Here is an 18,581-nt window from a genome sequence, read left to right as displayed (position 1 = left end):
ACGTCAGTCCTTGATGTGCCCGTCGGCGCGCAGCCGGTCGATCATCGGGGCCAGCCGGTCGGCATACCGCTCCCACGCGCGGACCGAACCGCTGGAGATCGGCTGCCGCACCTGCCAGACGCTCAGCGTTTCCACCTTGCGGGTGTTCTGGTGGAAATTCAGGCAGGCCTCCTCCCAGTCCAGCCCGCAGGCGGCGATCAGGGCGCGCGATTGCGGCTCGGGGTCGGCGACCAGATCCTCATACTGGATCTCGTGGAACCAGCCGGGCACGCGGGCACGCCAGAAATCGACCATGCGGACGAAGGTCGAATAGGTGCGGGCGAGGTCGACCTGATCATAGGCGTAAAGGTGGGTGCCTTCAGGGAAGACGTTCTTGTAGATCGACAGCAGGGTGTCGCGCGGATCGCGGCGCACCACAATGAAGCGGGCCTTGGGCATCGCCAGCCGGGCAAGGCCCAGCGTCAGGTAGGTCTGGATCGACTTGTCGGTGATGCGGTCGGCCTGCGGAAACCGGCTGCGGATCATCGCGGCATAGTCGTAGCCCAGCCGGGCGAAATCGGCCGGCGGAATGCCCGGGGCGCGGCGGAATCCGCCGCCAGACCCGCCGACCAGCAGCCTTAGCGCGGACACTGTGCCATCGGCCAGTTCGCCCGCGCCGGTGACGCGGGAATGGCTGGCGATGATCTGCTCGACCAGGGTCGTTCCCGACCGCGGCATCCCGGTGACAAAGATCGGCGCGGCCGCGGTCGGGTCGGGGACGCGCGTCCCCTCCCAGTCCATCCCCTCCATCGCCTCGATCAGGCGCGACACCTGATCCTCGCGTTCGGCAATGTCATAGGGGTGCAGCTTGCGCATCAGCGCATTCGCCGGGTCAAGATAGTCGAACACGCGGGCGTGGTCCTTCACATCCTCCAGCGCCTTGGCCAGGGCAAAGCCCAATGCCATTCGGTCGCGGTCGGGCGTGGCGGGGTCGGCAAAGCGGGCCTGCATCTGGGCCAGCATCGGCTCATCCGCGCGCGCCTTGTGCGAGGCGTAGTACAGCCGATACGGCTCGCCCGCGGCAGGGTCGCCGGCGATCGCGTCCAGAAAGCGGGCCTCGGCTTCGGCAAACCGCCCAAGGCCCTGCAGAAAGACGCCGTCGGCGCCCAGGATCACCGCGTTCTTCGGCTCCAGCGCGCGGGCGGCGGCGAAATCGGCTTCGGCGCGGGCGTCGTCGCCGACATGGGCCCTGGCTTGCGCCAGCATCATCAGCGGCAGCGCGGCCTTGCGGCGGGTCAGCCGCACGGCGCGGTCAAAGGCCGCAACGGCAGCGGGGTAGTCGCGCAGCACGGTCAGGGCATTGCCCTGGGCCTGGGCGATGTCGGCCCGGTCGGGGGCCAGGGCGGCGGCGCGGTCCAGCCAGTGCAGCGCGGGCTTGGGTTGGCCCTGGGTCAGCAGCAACTGGCCCAACCCGTTCAGCGCCGTCAGCAGGTCGGGCGCGCGGGCGATGGCGGCGCGATAGGTCGCAATCGCCTCGGGCAGCCGGCCCAGGTGGGCCAGCACCGGGGCCATGTTGGCATGCGCCTCGGCATAGCCGGCGTCGATGGCCAGCGCGCCGCGATAGGCCGCCAGCGCTTCGTCTGGACGGCCCAGGGCGGCCAGCGCGGCGCCGCGAACATTGGCGGCCAGCGCGCAGCCGGGGTGTGCCGACAGGATGCGGGCCGCCTCGGCCTCGGCCTCGGCGTGCTTGCCGGCACTGACAAGGGCCAGCAGCGCCTTGAGTGCCGGTGCCGGCGCCCCGCCGGTGGCGGGCCGCGATTGCGCGGCCGCGGGGCCAAAGCGGGCAGCCAGGGTCTGGCGCAGGTCGGGCGGCAGGGGGGCGGCTTTCAGCGCCGCGAGACAGGCCTTGCGCGCCGGGGCACGGCCGTCCAGCGCGGCGGTTTCGGCCCAGGCTGTCCAGACCGCCGGTTGGGCGGGGGCCAGCGCGGCCGCGGCCTCGGCATGGGTCAGGGCGCGGTCGAAGCGGTCGAATTCGGTGAACAGCCGGGCGATCTGGTATTCGACCTCGGCGATGCGCGGGTTGGCGGCGTGGATTGCCCCGAACAGCTCCAGCGCCTCGGCCTTGCGGCCGGCTTGCAGACGGGCCATCGCCGCTGCATAGGCGGTCTTCAGGCCAGTCTTGGCGGGGTCGGCCATGGCGCGCTCCGGTCAGTCATCAACGACGCGCGCACCCTAGCGCCGGGTCCGGGCAAAGGGAAGAAACCCGCGCCCGCAAAAGGAAAGGGCGGGCCGAAGCCCGCCCTTCCGTGATGTGCCTGATCGTCAGATCAGAACGACATGCCCAGGCCGAGCGACCACTGTTCGCCCGAGCCAGCCACGCCGTCGATGTCGACGTCCGAGCCGTAGCCGAACTGCACCGCAGCGCCGCCGCCCAGATCGTAGTTGACGGCCACGCCGAACGAGTCGACCGACACGCCAGCGGTATCTTCCAGATCGCCATAGTTCGCGTGAACCGACAGCGCACCGGTGGTGTAGGTCAGGCCAACGCCGAGGTGGGTGTCACGCAGAGCGGCGTCGTTGTCGTAGGCCAGGTAGCCGATCATGCCCGAGAAGCCACCGGCGAGTTCGGCACCAGCCGACACACCGATCACCGAGCCGTTGTTGCCGGCATCCTGGTAGCCGAGGCCCAGGTTCAGAGCGGTGCCGCCCAGATCGGCGGTGTACTTCACACCGACGCCGATGATGTCGTCAACCGCGCCGATGCCGTCGTCGCCCTGTTCGGCCGAGATCGCGAAGCCGATGGCACCAAAGGTGTTGTCGTAGCGAACGATCTGACCGTCGCCCGGGCCCGGATCATACGCGTTGGCGTTGAAGTAGGCGATGTGCGTGGTGTGGTCGTCGGCGATCGAGGTCAGCGAACCGGCATCCTGCACGGCCCAGTCAAGCGCGCCGTCGGTGTCGCCCATGGTCAGGTTGCCGAAGGCGCCCTTGACGTAGACGGTGGTGCCGTCATCATCAGAGCCGTCGCCACGGGTCAGTTCAGCTTCGTCGAGATCGACGACCGCGCCGAATTCCAGACCGCCGTCGGTGGTGCCGGACATGGTGAACTTGACTTCGACTTCCTGCCAGAAGGCGATGTCGCCGAGCTCGTTCGACCAGATACCCATTTCAGCCGAGCCGCTCAGCGCGACTTCGGCAGCGGCCAGACCCGCCGAACCGGCCAGGAAGGTGGTCGCAAGAAGAAGTTTTTTCATCGTTTCCCTCGTTTGACTCAAGGATGTAGCCCAACTCAGGGGAATCCGAATTGGGTATGGATCGTATTTCGGCCGTCAGAGGTTCAATTGCAACGGCATCGGCACCCCGCCGGGCAAACGGGCGGTTCATGGTGCAGGGATGCCACAGTCAGGATCGCTGCCCCCGGTCGGGCCGCCGTCGCGCGCAAGCCCGTGCCGCTCCGGGGGTTTTCGCCGTCAAAGACCTTGTTCCGCTGTCATGGCTCGGCTACAGAACCCCTGTAGCCGACCGGAGAGCTTCATGTCGCCGTCCGTCCTTCTGCGCGCCTCGCTTTGCCTTGGCCTCTTGACGCCGCTTGCCGGATGCGGGGGGTTCGCCAGCGGGGATTCGGGTCTGTTCGGCGGTGCCCGTGACGGTGTGATCACCGAAGCCGAGTTCGAGCAACGCCAGCGCTCGGAAGCCAAGATCGCCGCGATGGACGCCGCCCAGAACGACGGCAAGAAGCGCAAGGGCACGATCTGGGACCTGTTCAAGAACTCGGACGATCCGAACACCACGGTCGAGGTGAACAAGTATCTCTGGCAGGCCAGCCTTGAAGTGCTGAACTTCCTGCCGATCGAGTCGGTCGATCCGTTCACCGGCGTGATCGTCACCGGCTATGGCGTGCCGCCCGGCGGCGGGCGGGCCTACCGTGCCACCGTCTATGTGCAGGACCCGGCCCTGGACGCGCGCAGCCTGAAGGTGTCGCTGCAAAGCCGTGGGGGCGGGGCGGTCTCGCCGGAAACGCATCGGGCGGTGGAAGACGCCATCCTGACCCGCGCGCGCCAGTTGCGGGTGCGTGACAGCAAGCTGTGACGCCGCGACGCGGGGGTTTTGCACCCCCGCACCCCCGCAGGGTATTTCGGCCAAGATGAAGGGGTGGACGTTCCGGTCCGGGCCGGTGTAACTCCGCGCCGAATGTCCTGCATGAGGCCCCAAGATGTCGCGCTATGACCCTTCGGTGATCGAACCCCGGTGGCAGACGGCCTGGGACGAGGCGGGCGTCTTCGCGGCCCGGCATGACCCGGCGCGGCCGAAGTACTACGTGTTGGAGATGTTCCCCTATCCGTCGGGGCGCATCCACATGGGCCATGTGCGCAACTACACCATGGGCGACGTGGTGGCGCGGTTCAAGGCGGCGCAGGGGTTCTCGGTGCTGCATCCGATGGGCTGGGATGCCTTCGGGATGCCGGCCGAGAATGCCGCGATGGAACGTGGCGGCCATCCCAAGGACTGGACCTACGGCAACATCGCCGACATGAAGGCGCAGATGCGGCCCCTTGGCCTGTCGATCGACTGGAGCCGGGAGTTTGCGACCTGCGATCCGGAGTATTACGGCCAGCAGCAGGCCTTGTTCATCGACATGCTGGCGGCGGGGTTGATTACTCGGAAAGCCGCCGTGGTGAACTGGGACCCGGTCGACATGACGGTTCTGGCCAACGAGCAGGTGATCGACGGCAAGGGCTGGCGGTCGGGGGCTGCGGTCGAACGGCGCGAGCTGGTGCAGTGGTTCTTCAAGATCAGCGACTATTCAGAAGAGTTGCTGAGCGCGCTGGACGGGCTGAAGGACTGGCCGGAAAAGGTGCGCCTGATGCAGGCGAACTGGATCGGCAAGTCGCGGGGGATCGAGGTTGATTTTCCGCTGACCTCGCCCTTTGCCGGGCAGACCGCGCTGACCTGCTATTCCACCCGTCCTGACACGCTGCGGGCCGCGACCTTCATGGCGATTGCGCCGGAGCATCCCATTGCCCGCGCGCTGGCCGAGGCTGACCCCAAGGTCGCCGCCTTCTGCGAGGAGGCCCGCCGCGGCGGCACCAGCGAAGAGGCCATCGAGACGGCGGAAAAGCTGGGCCACGACACCGGGCTGACGGTCCGCCATCCAGTCTACCCCGACAAGACGCTTGCGGTCTGGATCGGCAACTTCGTCCTGATGGAATACGGCACGGGGGCGATCTACTGCTGCCCCGGCCACGACCAGCGCGACCTTGATTTCGCTCGCAAATACCGACTGCCGGTGGTCAACGCCTTCCATATGCCGGGCGAGACGAATGTCATCGGGACCGAAGCTCTGGTGCCGGCCAAGGACGTGACAGTTGCCTATGACCAGCACTTCACCGGCATCACCCTTTCAACGGCTTATGACGCAATCGAGCGATCGATCGACTGGATGGAGGCGCAGGGCCTGGGCAAGGGCCAGGTCAAATACCGCCTGCGCGACTGGGGCCTGTCGCGGCAGCGCTACTGGGGCTGCCCGATTCCCGTGGTGCACTGCGCGACGTGCGGTGTGGTGCCCGAGAAGAAGGAAAACCTGCCGGTCGAACTGCCGTATGACGTCAGCTTCGACAAGCCGGGCAATCCCCTGGACCGCCACCCGACCTGGCGCGACGTGCCCTGCCCGACCTGCGGCGCGCCCGCCAAGCGCGAGACGGACACGATGGACACCTTCGTCGATTCGTCCTGGTATTACGCCCGCTTCACCGCGCCCCGGTCGAAGACCCCCACCGACGCGGCCGAGGTCGACTACTGGATGAACGTCGACCAGTACATCGGTGGCATCGAGCACGCGATCCTGCACCTGCTGTATTCCCGCTTCTTTGCCCGCGCGATGCACAAGACCGGCCACCTGCCGGCCAAGGCCATCGAGCCGTTCAGCGCGCTGTTCACCCAAGGCATGGTGACGCACGAAATCTACAGGACCACCGACGCGCAGGGCCGCCCGGTGTTCCACCTGCCGGAGGACGTGATCCGCTCCGAAGCCGGGGCCACGCTCAAGGACGGGACGGCGGTCGAGGTGATCCCTTCGGCCAAGATGTCGAAGTCGAAGAAGAACGTCGTTGACCCGATGAACATCATCGCGGCCTACGGCGCTGATACGGCGCGGTGGTTCGTGATGTCGGACTCTCCGCCCGAGCGGGACGTGGAATGGACGGCCAGCGGCGCCGAGGCGACGTTCAAGCACCTGAACCGGGTCTGGGCGCTGTGCGACCGGATCGGCCAAATGCCGGCCGACCACCGGGGCGAGGGCGACGACGATCTGGCCCGGGCCACCGCAAGGGCCATCGACGAGGTGACCCGCAGCATCGAGGGCTTTGCCTTCAACAAGGCCATCGCGGCGCTTTATGGCTTCACCAACACGCTGGCGAAGGCCAATGCCTCGACCGCCGTGATGAAAGAGGCCATCCGCACCTTGGCCAGGCTGATGTCGCCGATGACCCCGCACATCGCCGAATCGATCTGGAGCTATCAGGGCGGTGACGGCCTGTGTGCCCAGGCAGAATGGCCCAAGGCTGACCCGGCGCTGCTGGTCGATGACACGGTGACCCTGCCGATCCAGATCAACGGCAAGCGGCGGGCGGAAATCAGCGTGGCGAAGGACATGGCCGTGCCAGAGATTGAAAAGATCGCGCTGGCGAACGAGGATGTGCTGCGCTTTCTGGCCGGGCAGCCGGTCAGGAAGATCATCGTCGTTCCGGGGCGCATCATCAATGTCGTCGTGTAACCGCCGCGTCGTCCTGCTGCTGCCGCTGGCCCTTGCGGCTTGCGGCTTCTCCCCGGCCTATGCGCCGGGCGGGGCGGCCACGGTCTTGCAGGGCAGGGTGCGGGCCGCGGACCCGACCGACAAGAGCGGCTTTGATTTCGTGGAGCGGATCGAAGAGCGCCTTGGCCGGCCGGAAGACATCCGCTATGCCCTGGCCTATACGATCCAGACCGAGACGGTGGGCGTCGGCAAGACCACCGACAACCAGATCACCCGCTTCAACCTGAAGGGCGTGGTCGACTACACCCTGTCGGACGAGGCCGGCCAGCGCGTCACCGGCGGGCGGGTGCAAAGCTTCACCGCCTATGCGGCGACGGGGTCCACCGTGGCCGGGCTGGCGGCCGAGGAAGACGCGGCGACGCGGCTGATGCGCATCCTGGCCGACCAGATCGTGACGCGGCTGATCGCCGACATGGCGGCGCGATGATCCTGAAGGGGGCCGAGGCCGCGCGCTATTGCGCCAGGCCCGACCCGGGGCGCGCGGGCCTGTTGATCTTTGGCGCCGACGCCATGCGGGTGGCGCTGAAGCGGCAAGAGGCGATTGCGGCGCTGATCGGCCCGCAGGGCGAAGGCGAGATGCGGCTGACCCGCCTGCCCGCCGCCGACCTGCGCAAGGGCACCGCGATCCTCGGCGATGCCATCCGCGAGGCGGGCTTCTTCCCCGGCCCGCGCGTGGCCTTTGTCGAGGACGCGACCGACAGCCTGACCGACACCATTGCCGCGGCGCTGAAGGATTGGCGCCCGGGCGATGCGAGCATCGTCGTCACCGCGGGCGGGCTGACCGGGAAATCCACCCTCAAGACGCTGTTCGAAAAGGCCCCGAACGCCATCTGCATCGGCCTCTACGACGAACCGCCGACGCGCGACGAGATCGAGGCCGAGCTTGCCCGCGCCGGGCTGGCCCGGATCGACCCGGCGGCGATGGCCGACCTGGGCGTGCTGGCCCGCGCCCTGGACCCGGGCGATTTCCGCCAGACGCTGGAAAAGATCGGGCTGTACAAATGGGGCGACGCAACGCCCCTGACCCCGGCCGAGGTGGCGGCCCTGGCCCCCGCCACCATCGAGGCCGAGGTGGACGATCTTCTGCACGCCGTCGCTGAAGGCCAGGGCAAGGCCATCGGCACCCTGATGCGGCGGCTGGAAGGGCAGGGCGTGCTTCCGGTCACGCTATGCATCCGCGCGCTGCAGCATTTCCGCGCGCTGCACATGGCCTCGGTCGACCCCGGCGGGCTGCAGGCGGGGCTGGTCCGCGCCCGCATCTTCGGCCCGCGCCGCGACCGGATGCAGCGGCAGGTGCAATCCCTGGGCACGCGGTCGCTTGAGGCGGCGATTTCGGCCCTGCTGGACACCGACCTCACCCTGCGTTCGGCCAGCCGGGCGCCCGGCATGGCGCTGATGGAACGCGCGCTGATCCGCATCGCGATGACCCGGCGCTAAGGAAAACCCCCGGCACCGGGGGGGAGGGACCGGGCCGGGGGGGGGCGATGCGGCCGCAAGGGGAAAAGCGACCGCGATCAAAGGGGAAAAGGATTGGGAGATGAAAACCTTTGATGCCCCGGAGGATGCGGCACGGCGGCCCCGCGGTCCAATGACAAACCCTGTCACCAAAACGAAAAACCCCGGGCGCGATGGCCCGGGGCTTGGTCTGCGGCAGATGGGTGGCCTCAGCGGCGGCGGCCGTCGTCTTCCTCGTCCTCGTCGTCGTCACCGGCGTCGGGCAGGTTGAAGAAGCTGTCGGCGTCGGAAAAGTCGCCTGCCGGCGTTTCGTCCTTTTCCTCGTCGCCAAAGACCTCAAGCCCCGTCAACGCGCCCGGCACCTTGGGCGCGTCCGGCGCCATCGACAGCGACCGGTCGGTCGGGAACAGCTTGCGGCGTTCGTCATCGCTCATCACCGCGCCCTCGGCGGCCTTCTTGCGCGCCGCCGCCTGCACGGCGGTATCCAGTTCCGACTGCCGGCACAGGCCCAGCGCCACCGGATCGATCGGCGTGATGTTCGAGATGTTCCAGTGCGAGCGCTCGCGGATCGACTGGATCGTCGGCTTGGTGGTGCCCACCAGCTTGCCGATGGTGCCATCGGACAGCTCGGGGTGGAACTTGACCAGCCAAAGAATCGCCGCCGGCCGGTCCTGCCGCTTGGACAAGGGCGTGTAGCGCGGGCCGCGGCGCTTTTCCTCGCCCACCGCGGCGGCGTTGAACTTCAGCTTCGGCTTGTACAGCGGGTCGGCCTGGCCGCGCTCGATCTCGATCGGGTCCAGCTGGTTCGACGCGATGGGGTCGAACCCCTTGACCCCGCCGGCCACATCGCCATCGGCGATGCCCTGGACCTCAAGCTCGTGCATGCCGCAGAACTCGGCAATCTGCTTGAAGGTCAGGGTTGTGTTCTCCACCAGCCACACGGCCGTGGCGCGCGCCATCAGGGGCTTGGTCATCGGACGTCCTTTCGCCTTTACAATTCTCTCCCGCGCCGGGAAAACGGCTGCGGGCAGGGCCCGCGTTCCTCGGATGTCGGGGAATTGGGCGTTCGTATAGTGCCTTTCCGGGGCAAGGGGAAGGGAAAATGAAGTCGCTTCTGACGGCCGCCCTTCTGGCCCTGGCCGCCCTGCCCGCAAGGGCCGAGGGCGAACGGGCGGGCGCCTTCGACTACTACGTGATGTCGCTGTCGTGGTCGGCCGCCTGGTGTGCGCTGGAAGGCGATGCGCGTGAAGACCCGCAATGCGATGCCGGGCGTGGGCTGACCTTCGTGCTGCACGGCCTCTGGCCGCAATACGAAGACGGCTGGCCGTCCTGGTGCCGCACCGGCGAGCGCGACCCGACCCGCGGCGAGACGGCGGCGATGGCCGACATCATGGGCGGCGCAGGCCTGGCCTTCTACCAGTGGAAAAAGCACGGCCGCTGCTCGGGCCTGTCACCTGCAGACTATTACGCCACGGCCCGGCAAGCCTTTGAAAGCGTGACGATCCCGCCCGTCTTCGCGCAGATGTCCAAGACCCTTGAAGTGCCGGCCGATGTGATCGAAGGCGCCTTCCTGGAGGCCAACCCCGGGCTGACCCGGGACCAGATCACCGTCACCTGCAAGGATGGCCTGATCCAGGAAGTGCGGCTTTGTCTGACCCGCGACCTGCAGCCGCGGCGCTGCGGCGCGGACAGCATCCGCGACTGCCGGCTCAAGGATGCGGTGCTGGAAGCGGTCAGATAGGGGCCGCCTGGCCATGACGACGGCAGTCGAAGGCCCGACTGCGGCGCCGGATGATCTGGCTTGCCGGTGGGGCGGGACCGGCACAGTGAGAAAGTCGATCGAGGGGAAGATCGAGAAAACGTCATGGTCCAAGCAATGGGCCCTGGGAACCTCTGGGGAAGCACCTTCGGGTAAGGGATGGATGAAACACCCGGTCCCGCCTTAACCTTTTGATAACAAATCGTCCCGCGGGAAGCGCGTGAAAGAAGCGTTAATCTGTTGACGCAACGTCAATAGTGCGTATCGGATTCAGTCTTCGATCTTCAGCACGATCTTGCCAACGTGGCCGGGCGTCTCGATCCGCCAGTGCGCGGTGGGGGCCTGGTCCAGCCGGTACTCGCTGTCCATCACCACCTTGAAGGCGCCGCGCGCGATCATCGGCCAGACGTGGGTTTCCACCTCGCGGGCGATGCGGGCCTTCATCAGGTCGCTTTGCGGCCGCAGGGTGGACCCGGTGATCGTCAGCCGGCGCATCATCACCTCGGCAAAGTTCACCTCGGCGCGGGCGCCCTGCAGAAAGGCGATCTGCACCAGCCGGCCGTCATCGGCCAGGGCCTTGATGTTGCGCTCGATGTAGCCGCCGCCGACCATGTCCAGGATGACGTCGGCGCCGCCCGCCTTGCGCATCAGGTGCGACCAGTCGCGGGTGCGGTAGTTCCAGGCCTCTTCCGCGCCCAGGTCCGTGCAGACCTTGCACTTCTCGTCCGACCCGGCGGTGGCAAAGACCCGCGCCCCCAGTGCCTTGGCGATCTGGATCGCGGTGGTGCCGATGCCGCTGGTGCCGCCATGCACCAGGAACCGCTGGCCGGCCTTGAGCTGCCCGCGCATCACCACGTTCGACCAGACGGTGAAGCAGGTCTCCGGCAGGCAGGCGGCTTCGCGCAGGCCCATTCCCTCGGGCACCGGCAGGGCGTGGCTTTCGTGGCAGACCGCGTATTCGGCATAGCCGCCGCCGGGCAGCAGCGCGCAAACCTTGTCGCCGATCTCCCAGCGGGTGACGCCTGGCCCCAGGTCCACCACCGTGCCCGCGCCTTCCAGCCCGGGCAGGGCCGAGGCGCCGGGCGGCGGCGCATAGGCCCCCGCGCGTTGCAGCGCATCCGGCCGGTTCACACCGGCCCAGGCCAGGCGAATGACGATCTGGCCGTGGCTGGCCACCGGCACCGGCACCGAGCAAGGCTTCAGCACGTCGGGGCCACCGGGGGCGACGATCTCCATCGCCAGCATCGAGTGCGAAAGCGTCATCTCGCGAGGCCTTTCAGTTCGCGTTGCCACCGGGCAGGTCTGACGGCATCCTTGGCGCGCGAATCCTTTCCAGAATCTTGAAGGGCCCCGCCATCATCGCCTTTCCAAGCGGATTTTCGCGGCAGGCGGCCTTGGCCTTCTCGAATCGCATCACGCCTTCGATGCGGCGATCCAGGAAATCCCAGGTCGTCTGGTGGTCGGGGCTGTCGTCGCCCAGCCAGAACAGCACCGTGGCGCCATAGACGGCCGACAGGCTGGCGCGCTTGGTGTACCAGGCCAGGTCTTCCGAGGTGTCGCCCAGCGCGGTCCAGATCGCATCCGCCGTGCCCCAGATCGCCCGTGCCCCGTCGGCGGCATAGATCGGCAGTGAAAACAGCGTGCTGCCGCGGCGCACCAGCTCGCGGTCGGCGGCAGCAAGCCGCAGCCGCACCGCGTGTGCCACCCGGTCGCGAAACCGCATCGCCAACAGGTCGGAGGCGGCCAGCGCCCGGATCATCTCGCGGTCGCCGCGGGCATGATAGGCCAATGCCAGATCGACGCCACCACGCGGATACAGCGCACGCGCCAGCGCCAGCGGCGTGTCCGAATCGGCCGCGGCCGCGCGCAGCGTGCCCTCGGACCAGCCGTCGAAGGGCACATGCACCAGCGCCGCGTCCAGAATCCGCTCTTTCCGCTCGTCTTCGCCCATCGTTGCCTCCTGTTCCTGCCGCAAAGGTAGACAGTCCCGTCCCCCTTTGCTATAGGGCGCCGGCCTGCACATCAGTGCAACTCTAGCTTAGGAAGGTGGTGACAACCACATGCAGGTCAGCGTCCGCGACAACAACGTCGAACAGGCCCTTCGGGCCCTGAAGAAAAAGCTGCAGCGCGAAGGCGTGTTCCGCGAAATGAAGCTCAAGCAACATTTCGAGAAACCGTCGGTCAAGCGAGCCCGCGAACAGGCCGAGGCGATCCGCCGCGCCCGTAAACTCGCTCGCAAGAAGGCCCAGCGCGAAGGCGCTATCTAAATCAGGCCCGCGAAGGCGCCCGCCAAGGCGTTTCTGCGAACACTGGGGCCGGCAACGGCCCGCGATTGGTCAACCCCTGTCCGCAAGGCCGGGGGTTTTCCTTTTCCGCGCCGAGGCGCCCGAGGTCATCCACCCCGGCATCGCCGCGGCCTGGGCGATCCAGTTCGCCAGCAGCGCCTCGTCCAGCGCCTCGCTCTCGCGGATGTCCAGATAGCGCACCTCGCCCTGTTTGGAATTTCCGGGCGGAACCGGGTCCAGTGCTGCGCCGCGAAAGAAGGTCAGCTTCACGGAATGGGTGAAGCAGTGAAAGCTGAGAAACCAGCCCTGGCCATCGACCCCGTAGAAGGGCGAATTCCACTTCACCGCCTTGCGCACGCCCGGCACCGTCTGGCCCACCAGCGCATCGACCCGCCGCCCCACGGCCGATTTCCAGCCCGGCATGGCGGCGACATAGGCCTGCACCGGGCCATCGCCCTCGGCCTTGGCGATCTGCGGGTTGCCGCCACTCAGCAGCTTCGGCGTTTCGCTCATGGTCTGTCTCCCTTCCTCTGGTCAAACCGGCAGCGCGGTGGTCTTCAGCACCTCGCGCAGGGCAAAGCTGGATTGCATCTGCCGCACGCCGGGCAGGCGGCTCAGGAACCGGCGGTGGATGCGGGCGAAATCCTCGGTATCTTCGGCAACGATCTTCAGCAGGTAATCCGCCGACCCCGCCATCAGGTGGCATTCCAGAATGTCGGGCACCCGCGCCACTTCACGCTCGAAGGCATCCAGCAACTCTTCGGCCTGGCTTTCCAGGGTGATTTCCACGAACACCGTCGTCGGCTTGCCCAACCGCCGGGCATCGACCAGCGCCACGTAAGCAGCGATGAAGCCCTCCTCCTCCAGCCGCTGCACCCGGCGGTGGCAGGCCGATGGCGACAGGTTCACCCGGTCCGACAGCTCGGCATTGGTGATGCGGCCTTCCTTCTGCAATGCAGCAAGAATGCGCCGGTCGGTTGCGTCCAGATCGGAAGGCACGGAGAAATCTCCTGCACATGCGCCATTTCTTCGAAGAATCTACCAGAAAGGCGCATCCGGGCCAGAGAGAATTCAAAGCATCTTCGCCGATTCTGCCGCAGCCTGTGGCGACAGGGCCGAAGGGCCGACAGGGAGACAGCCAGAATGAAGATCGGATGCCCGAAAGAGATCAAGCCGCAGGAGTTCCGCGTCGGCATGACCCCCGACGCCGCGCGCGAAGCCATCGCCGCCGGCCATGAGGTGCTGGTCGAGACCCAGGCCGGGCACGGCGCGGGGTTCGAGGATGACGATTACCGCGCGGCTGGCGCGCAGATTGTCGGCACCGCCGAAGAGGTCTTCGCCAAGGCCGGGATGATCGTCAAGGTCAAGGAACCTCAGGCGATCGAACGCAAGCGCCTGCGCGAAGGCCAGATCCTGTTCACCTACCTGCACCTCGCGCCCGACCCGGAGCAGACCGCCGACCTGCTGGCCTCTGGCGCCACCTGCATCGCCTATGAAACCGTCACCGATGACCGCGGCGGCCTGCCGCTTCTGGCCCCGATGTCCGAGGTCGCCGGCCGTCTGGCCCCGCAAGTCGGCGCCTGGACGCTGCAAAAGGCCAATGGCGGCCGCGGCGTGCTGCTGGGCGGCGTGCCTGGCGTGGCCCCGGCCAAGGTGCTGGTCATCGGCGGCGGCGTGGTCGGCACCCATGCCGCAAAGATCGCCGCCGGAATGGGCGCCGATGTCACCGTGATCGACCGCTCGATCCCCCGCCTGCGCTATCTGGACGACGTCTTCGGCCACCAGTTCAAGAATGCCTACGCAACCGCTGGCACCACCATCAAGCTCGCGCGCGAGGCCGACATGATCATCGGCGCGGTGCTGATCCCCGGCGCGGCCGCCCCCAAGCTGATCTCGCGCGCCCAGTTGAGCGAACTCAAGCACGGCGCCGCGCTGGTGGATGTGGCCATCGACCAGGGCGGCTGCTTCGAGACCAGCCGCGCCACCACCCACCAGGACCCGATCTACGAAGTGGACGGGATCATGCACTACTGCGTCGCCAACATGCCCGGCGCGGTGGCCCGCACCTCGACGCAAGCCCTGGGCAACGCCACGCTGCCCTTCCTGCTGGCGCTGGCCGGCAAGGGCTGGAAACAGGCCTGCGCCGACGACAGGCACCTGCTGAACGGGCTGAACGTCCATGCCGGCAAGCTGACCTATGAAGCTGTCGGCACTGCCCTGGGCCTGCCCAGCATCCCGGCGGCAGAGGCGCTGACGATCTAAGCCACAATTCACGACGGAATGCCGTCGCTGCGGCGTAGCATGGGGCACCCGACGTAAAGGTGCCCCATGGCTTCCCGTACACGTTCTTCCTACATCCTCTGGGCCGTGATGGCCTTGCCCGCGCTGGGCATGATCGGTCCGCTGCTTGGCGACGACGCCCGCGCCTTCCACCATCTGCTGCACCCGACAGGCGAATGGTCGGCCCGGCTGATGATCATCGGCATGATGGCCTCGGGCCTGATGCTGCTGTTCCGGGGCCGGTCCTGGCCGCGCTGGCTGCTGCATCATCGCCGCGACATCGAGGTGGCGGCCTTCCTTTACGCCGCCGTGCACACCTGGGTCTATGTCGTCGACCGCGGTACGCTGGAACGCATCCTCGCCGCCCTGCCGCACACCGACATCTGGACCGGCTGGCTGGCCTTCCTGATCTTCATCCCGCTTGCGGTGACCTCGAACGATGTCTCGCAGCGCTGGCTCAGCGCGGGGTGGAAGCGGCTGCAGAAGCTGGCCTATCCGGCGGCGGTGCTGGTGCTGATCCACTGGGCGGCGCTGCACAATTGGGGCAGTTGGCCGCCGGCCGCAATCCACTTCGGCCCGCTGATCGCGCTTTGGGCCTATCGCGTCTGGTATTGGTATCTGCGGCCGCGGTCGCCGCAGGCGCCGGCCTGAAACGCGAACGGCCCGCGGGGCGATCCGCGGGCCGTTGCCTGTTCCGGGGCCGCGATCAGGCGGCGGGCGACTTCTTCAGCTCGGCCAGGATTTCCTTCAGCAGATCGGTCTCGCTGGGGCCGGTCGGGGCCGGCGGGGCTGGCGGCGCTTTCGGCATCATCTTGTTGACCGCCTTCACCAGCAGGAACACCACCCAGGCGACGATCAGGAACTTGATCACCGCCGTGATGAAGTTGCCGATGGCGAATTTCGCGTCGCCGATCGAGAATCCCCAGGCCGAGAAGTCGACCCCGCCAATGATCATGCCGATCAGCGGTTGGATCAGGTCATCGACCAGCGAGGTGACGATAGCAGTGAAGGCCGCGCCGATGATGATACCAACGGCGAGGTCCAGGACATTGCCTTTGGAAATGAAGGCCTTGAACTCATTGAGCATTCCACGGTTCCCTTGTTCCGCCCGATGTGCTGCCCGGGCCGGTTTGCTGCGCGCATTTGTCTCGGCGCGGGAAGACTATGCACAAGATCGAACATTTTCGCACGGGGAATTATTTGCGGGATGACTACAATACCGCGTCCTGCCGCCGGATTGGGCAATCATCCGCGCGGCGCCGCCGCCCGCCGCAGCCGGTCATTGATGGCGCGGCCCAACCCGGTCTCGGGCACCGGGGCAAAGGCGATGCGGCCCTGCGGTCCGGCCAGCGCATCGGCCTCGCGCAGGGCGTGGAACAGGGCCGCCGCCGCCTCGACCAGGTCGCCGGTCTCGCTCAGCGTCAGGTCACCCCGGACCGGGTCAAAGCCGACCAGGATTTCCCCGGTCTCGGCCGCATGGGCGTTCAGCCGCACCGCCGCCGCCGGCGCATAGTGGCTGGCCAGTTGCCCCGGCGCGCTGGGTCTCTCGGCGCTGCCGCCGCTGGCGATGGGCTGGCGCAGCGCAGCCTCCAGCGCCTCGACCGGCAGGCCGCCGGGCCGCAGCAGGCGCGGTTCCTCCTCGGCCAGGCCCAGGATGGTGGATTCCACCCCCACCTCGCAGGCCCCGCCATCCAGCACCGCCGCCACGCGGCCCTGCAACCCCGCCAGCACATGCACGGCGCGGGTGGGCGACACCCGGCCCGACGGGTTGGCCGAAGGCGCCGCCAGCGGCCCGCCGAACGCCTGCAGCAAGGCCCGCGCCAGGGGGTGCGCCGGCACCCGCACCGCCACCGTCCCCAGCCCGGCTGTCACCAGCGGCGACAGCCCCGCCCCGGGCCGCAACGGCAGCACCAGCGTCAGCGGCCCCGGCCAGAACGCCCCCGCCACCGCCCTGGCACGGTCGTCGAACAGCGCCACCTTCTCGGCCTCACCCAGCGAAGGCACGTGCACGATCAAGGGGTTGAACCGCGGCCGCCCCTTCGCCTCGAAGATCCGCGCCACCGTCTCGTCGCGCCGCGCGTCGCCGCCCAGCCCGTAGACCGTCTCGGTCGGAAACGCCACCAGCCGCCCCGCGCGCAGCAGTGCCGCGGCCCGCGCGACGCCCGCATCCGTTGCGGCCAGGGTCTCGGTCAATTCCATCTGACGCAGCGTCCGGGTTGCAGGGGCGGGGGCTTAGGCTAGCCTTGGTGCCTAGTCGACGCTGCCCTTGCAGACAAGCCCGAGGTTTTTCATGCCCCCCCGCGCCCCCGCCGCCGATCAGCGCTTCATCCTCGATCACGTCGTGGGCTTTGCCGAGATCGCCGCCACCCCCCGCTTTGCCGAGGCCACCCCCGACACCGTCACCGCCATCCTGACCGAAGCCGCCCGCCTGTCCGACGACATCGTCGCCCCGGTCAACCGCGACGGCGACAAGCATCCTGCCCGGCTGGAAAACGGCATCGTCCGCGCCTCGCCCGGCTTCGACCGCGCCTACCGCGCCATAGCCGACGGCGGCTGGATCGGCGCCTCCGCCAGCCCCGACCACGGCGGCATGGGCCTGCCCCACACGCTGGCCACCTGCGTCAACGAGATGCTCTCGAGCGCCTGCCTGTCGCTGCAACTGAAACCCCTGCTCACCCAGGGCCAGATCGAGGCGCTGGAACACCACGCCTCCGATACCCTCAAGGCCCTCTGCCTGCCCAAGCTGATTTCCGGCGAATGGTCCGGCACGATGAACCTGACCGAGCCGCAGGCCGGCAGCGACGTCGGCGCCCTGAAGACCAGGGCCGAACCGCTGGGCGACGGCACCTACGCCGTGACGGGGCAAAAGATCTTCATCACCTGGGGCGACAGCGATCTTGTGTCGAACGTCTGCCACCTGGTGCTGGCCCGTCTGCCCGATGGCGCCCCGGGCACGCGCGGCATCTCGCTGTTCCTGGTGCCGAAATTCCTGCCCGATGCGGCCGGAAACCCCGGCATCGCCAACAGCCTCAAGGTGGTCAGCCTGGAACACAAGCTGGGCATCCACGGCAGCCCCACCTGCGTGATGCAGTTCGACGGCGCCACCGGCTGGCTGGTGGGCCCCCCGCACAAGGGCATGGCGGCGATGTTCACCATGATGAACAACGCCCGCCTCGGCGTTGGCGCGCAGGGCGTCGGCGTGGCCGAGGCGGCGCTGCAACAGGCCGCCGCCTTCGCGGTCGACCGCGTGCAGGGCCCCACGGCGGCCGAGCCCGGCATTATCGGCCACGCCGACGTGCGCCGCATGCTGGCCGAGGCCCGCGCCCAGGTCTTCGCCGCCCGCGCCATCGCGCTGGCCTGCGCCAAGGCCATCGACATGGCCACCGCCACCGGCGAGGCGTCGTGGCAGGCCCGCGCCGCGCTGCTGACCCCCATCGCCAAGGCCTTCGGCACCGACACCGGCATCGAGGTGGCCGACATGGGCGTGCAGGTCCACGGCGGCATGGGCTACATCGAAGAAACCGGCGCCGCGCAATATCTGCGCGATGCCCGCATCACCGCGATCTACGAAGGCACCAATGGCATCCAGGCGATGGACCTGGTCGGCCGCAAGCTCGCCGACGGCGGCGAGGCCGCCTTCCGCCTGATCGGCGAGGTCGAGGCCGATGCCAAGGCCGCCCGCACCACCCTGCCCAAGCTGGCCATCGAGGTCTGGCAAGCCGCCGAAACCCTGCGCGAGGCGACCGAGGCGCTGCTGGCCATGTCCCCGAACGACCGCTTCGCCGGCGCCGTGCCCTACCTGCGCGCCTTCGCGCTGGTGCTGGGGGCCGATGCCCACCTCAAGGCCGCCGGCGCCGACCCGGCCCGCACCCCCCTGGCCGCGGTGATGATCCACCGTCTGCTGCCCATGCACGCGGCCCTGCTCGACCGCGCCCTGACCGGCGCCGCCGACCTTTACGCCGTGCCCCTGCCCGATCTGCTGGGCTGACGTCACCGCCGCCCCCTTGCATTT

18 protein-coding genes are annotated in these 18,581 nt (G+C 68.2%); 9 read left to right on the top strand and 9 right to left on the bottom strand.

The features are described from left to right. Positions 1-3: 3 nt before the first annotated feature. Both LHP98_RS06515 and LHP98_RS06510 read right to left on the bottom strand, forming a co-directional pair. On the bottom strand, positions 4-2,175 hold the full coding sequence (locus tag LHP98_RS06515) for a tetratricopeptide repeat-containing sulfotransferase family protein (protein WP_227251717.1): 2,172 nt from the start codon (positions 2,173-2,175) through the stop codon (positions 4-6). A gap of 131 nt (positions 2,176-2,306) precedes the next feature. Beyond that, positions 2,307-3,233 (bottom strand): porin, encoded by a 927-nt coding sequence (locus tag LHP98_RS06510; RefSeq protein WP_227251716.1) that lies wholly within the window; start codon positions 3,231-3,233, stop codon positions 2,307-2,309. A gap of 280 nt (positions 3,234-3,513) precedes the next feature. On the opposite strand from LHP98_RS06510, the gene LHP98_RS06505 reads away from it, so the two are divergent. The 4 genes from LHP98_RS06505 to LHP98_RS06490 all read left to right on the top strand — a co-directional run bounded on the left by LHP98_RS06505 (position 3,514) and on the right by LHP98_RS06490 (position 8,227). Continuing rightward, entirely contained in the window at positions 3,514-4,068 is a 555-nt protein-coding gene (locus LHP98_RS06505) for a DUF3576 domain-containing protein (RefSeq protein ID WP_227251715.1), read from the top strand. Between the two features lie 124 nt (positions 4,069-4,192). Continuing rightward, the gene (gene leuS / locus LHP98_RS06500; protein WP_227251714.1) at positions 4,193-6,751 is read left to right on the top strand and encodes a leucine--tRNA ligase; all 2,559 of its coding nucleotides are present in this window, start codon (positions 4,193-4,195) and stop codon (positions 6,749-6,751) included. After that, positions 6,738-7,217 carry an LPS assembly lipoprotein LptE gene (gene lptE / locus LHP98_RS06495; RefSeq protein WP_227251713.1) on the top strand — a complete coding sequence of 160 codons (480 nt, stop codon included), beginning with the start codon at positions 6,738-6,740 and terminating at the stop codon, positions 7,215-7,217. The genes leuS and lptE overlap by 14 nt, the downstream gene beginning before the upstream one ends. After that, positions 7,214-8,227, top strand: coding sequence for a DNA polymerase III subunit delta (locus LHP98_RS06490; protein WP_227251712.1), 1,014 nt, complete (start codon positions 7,214-7,216; stop codon positions 8,225-8,227). Before lptE ends, LHP98_RS06490 begins: the two co-directional genes overlap by 4 nt. A gap of 227 nt (positions 8,228-8,454) precedes the next feature. On the opposite strand, the gene LHP98_RS06485 is transcribed toward LHP98_RS06490, so the two are convergent. Further along, on the bottom strand, positions 8,455-9,219 hold the full coding sequence (locus LHP98_RS06485) for a DUF1013 domain-containing protein (protein ID WP_227251711.1): 765 nt from the start codon (positions 9,217-9,219) through the stop codon (positions 8,455-8,457). A gap of 128 nt (positions 9,220-9,347) precedes the next feature. Here LHP98_RS06485 and LHP98_RS06480 point away from each other — a divergent pair, with 128 nt between their 5' ends. Then, positions 9,348-9,986: a ribonuclease T2 gene (locus LHP98_RS06480; protein WP_227251710.1), complete on the top strand. Its 639-nt coding sequence runs from the start codon at positions 9,348-9,350 to the stop codon at positions 9,984-9,986. Between the two features lie 288 nt (positions 9,987-10,274). On the opposite strand, the gene LHP98_RS06475 is transcribed toward LHP98_RS06480, so the two are convergent. Together LHP98_RS06475 and LHP98_RS06470 are read right to left on the bottom strand one after the other, a co-directional pair. Then, complete coding sequence (locus LHP98_RS06475; protein ID WP_227251709.1) at positions 10,275-11,267, bottom strand: NAD(P)H-quinone oxidoreductase; 993 nt, start codon at positions 11,265-11,267, stop codon at positions 10,275-10,277. 13 nt (positions 11,268-11,280) lie between these two features. Next, positions 11,281-11,955: a COQ9 family protein gene (locus tag LHP98_RS06470; RefSeq protein ID WP_227251708.1), complete on the bottom strand. Its 675-nt coding sequence runs from the start codon at positions 11,953-11,955 to the stop codon at positions 11,281-11,283. Between the two features lie 109 nt (positions 11,956-12,064). Between LHP98_RS06470 and rpsU the strand changes: the two genes are divergently transcribed. Beyond that, on the top strand, positions 12,065-12,271 hold the full coding sequence (gene rpsU / locus LHP98_RS06465) for a 30S ribosomal protein S21 (RefSeq protein ID WP_227251707.1): 207 nt from the start codon (positions 12,065-12,067) through the stop codon (positions 12,269-12,271). Between the two features lie 69 nt (positions 12,272-12,340). Here rpsU and LHP98_RS06460 read toward each other — a convergent pair whose 3' ends face one another. Then, entirely contained in the window at positions 12,341-12,802 is a 462-nt protein-coding gene (locus LHP98_RS06460) for a DUF1801 domain-containing protein (RefSeq protein WP_227251706.1), read from the bottom strand. A gap of 21 nt (positions 12,803-12,823) precedes the next feature. Further along, the gene (locus LHP98_RS06455) at positions 12,824-13,288 is read right to left on the bottom strand and encodes an Lrp/AsnC family transcriptional regulator (protein WP_227251705.1); all 465 of its coding nucleotides are present in this window, start codon (positions 13,286-13,288) and stop codon (positions 12,824-12,826) included. Positions 13,289-13,432: 144 nt separating this feature from the next. Between LHP98_RS06455 and ald the strand changes: the two genes are divergently transcribed. Then, positions 13,433-14,551 (top strand): alanine dehydrogenase, encoded by a 1,119-nt coding sequence (gene ald, locus LHP98_RS06450; protein WP_227251704.1) that lies wholly within the window; start codon positions 13,433-13,435, stop codon positions 14,549-14,551. 66 nt (positions 14,552-14,617) lie between these two features. Next, entirely contained in the window at positions 14,618-15,220 is a 603-nt protein-coding gene (locus LHP98_RS06445) for a sulfite oxidase heme-binding subunit YedZ (RefSeq protein ID WP_227251703.1), read from the top strand. 55 nt (positions 15,221-15,275) lie between these two features. Here LHP98_RS06445 and mscL read toward each other — a convergent pair whose 3' ends face one another. Further along, positions 15,276-15,656, bottom strand: coding sequence for a large conductance mechanosensitive channel protein MscL (gene mscL / locus LHP98_RS06440; protein ID WP_227251702.1), 381 nt, complete (start codon positions 15,654-15,656; stop codon positions 15,276-15,278). 158 nt (positions 15,657-15,814) lie between these two features. Further along, complete coding sequence (locus LHP98_RS06435; RefSeq protein WP_227251701.1) at positions 15,815-16,768, bottom strand: L-threonylcarbamoyladenylate synthase; 954 nt, start codon at positions 16,766-16,768, stop codon at positions 15,815-15,817. Positions 16,769-16,859: 91 nt separating this feature from the next. Here LHP98_RS06435 and LHP98_RS06430 point away from each other — a divergent pair, with 91 nt between their 5' ends. After that, complete coding sequence (locus tag LHP98_RS06430; RefSeq protein WP_227251700.1) at positions 16,860-18,557, top strand: acyl-CoA dehydrogenase; 1,698 nt, start codon at positions 16,860-16,862, stop codon at positions 18,555-18,557. The last annotated feature ends 24 nt before the right edge of the window (positions 18,558-18,581 follow it).

It is taken from the genome of Rhodobacter sp. Har01 (assembly GCF_020564565.1).
In the GTDB taxonomy this organism is placed as follows: Bacteria; Pseudomonadota; Alphaproteobacteria; order Rhodobacterales; family Rhodobacteraceae; genus Pseudogemmobacter.
This window is presented reverse-complemented; position numbering and strand designations above follow the sequence as displayed.

Coding starts and splice junctions, on each gene's coding strand:
- LHP98_RS06430 (WP_227251700.1), top strand. CDS start 16,860: ATGCCCCCCCGCGCCCCCGCCGCCGATCAGCGCTTCATCCTCGATCAC.
- LHP98_RS06515 (WP_227251717.1), bottom strand. CDS start 2,175: ATGGCCGACCCCGCCAAGACTGGCCTGAAGACCGCCTATGCAGCGGCG.
- lptE (WP_227251713.1), top strand. CDS start 6,738: ATGTCGTCGTGTAACCGCCGCGTCGTCCTGCTGCTGCCGCTGGCCCTT.
- mscL (WP_227251702.1), bottom strand. CDS start 15,656: ATGCTCAATGAGTTCAAGGCCTTCATTTCCAAAGGCAATGTCCTGGAC.
- ald (WP_227251704.1), top strand. CDS start 13,433: ATGAAGATCGGATGCCCGAAAGAGATCAAGCCGCAGGAGTTCCGCGTC.
- LHP98_RS06460 (WP_227251706.1), bottom strand. CDS start 12,802: ATGAGCGAAACGCCGAAGCTGCTGAGTGGCGGCAACCCGCAGATCGCC.
- LHP98_RS06510 (WP_227251716.1), bottom strand. CDS start 3,233: ATGAAAAAACTTCTTCTTGCGACCACCTTCCTGGCCGGTTCGGCGGGT.
- LHP98_RS06475 (WP_227251709.1), bottom strand. CDS start 11,267: ATGACGCTTTCGCACTCGATGCTGGCGATGGAGATCGTCGCCCCCGGT.
- LHP98_RS06490 (WP_227251712.1), top strand. CDS start 7,214: ATGATCCTGAAGGGGGCCGAGGCCGCGCGCTATTGCGCCAGGCCCGAC.
- LHP98_RS06435 (WP_227251701.1), bottom strand. CDS start 16,768: ATGGAATTGACCGAGACCCTGGCCGCAACGGATGCGGGCGTCGCGCGG.
- LHP98_RS06445 (WP_227251703.1), top strand. CDS start 14,618: ATGGCTTCCCGTACACGTTCTTCCTACATCCTCTGGGCCGTGATGGCC.
- LHP98_RS06505 (WP_227251715.1), top strand. CDS start 3,514: ATGTCGCCGTCCGTCCTTCTGCGCGCCTCGCTTTGCCTTGGCCTCTTG.
- LHP98_RS06480 (WP_227251710.1), top strand. CDS start 9,348: ATGAAGTCGCTTCTGACGGCCGCCCTTCTGGCCCTGGCCGCCCTGCCC.
- LHP98_RS06485 (WP_227251711.1), bottom strand. CDS start 9,219: ATGACCAAGCCCCTGATGGCGCGCGCCACGGCCGTGTGGCTGGTGGAG.
- leuS (WP_227251714.1), top strand. CDS start 4,193: ATGTCGCGCTATGACCCTTCGGTGATCGAACCCCGGTGGCAGACGGCC.
- LHP98_RS06470 (WP_227251708.1), bottom strand. CDS start 11,955: ATGGGCGAAGACGAGCGGAAAGAGCGGATTCTGGACGCGGCGCTGGTG.
- rpsU (WP_227251707.1), top strand. CDS start 12,065: ATGCAGGTCAGCGTCCGCGACAACAACGTCGAACAGGCCCTTCGGGCC.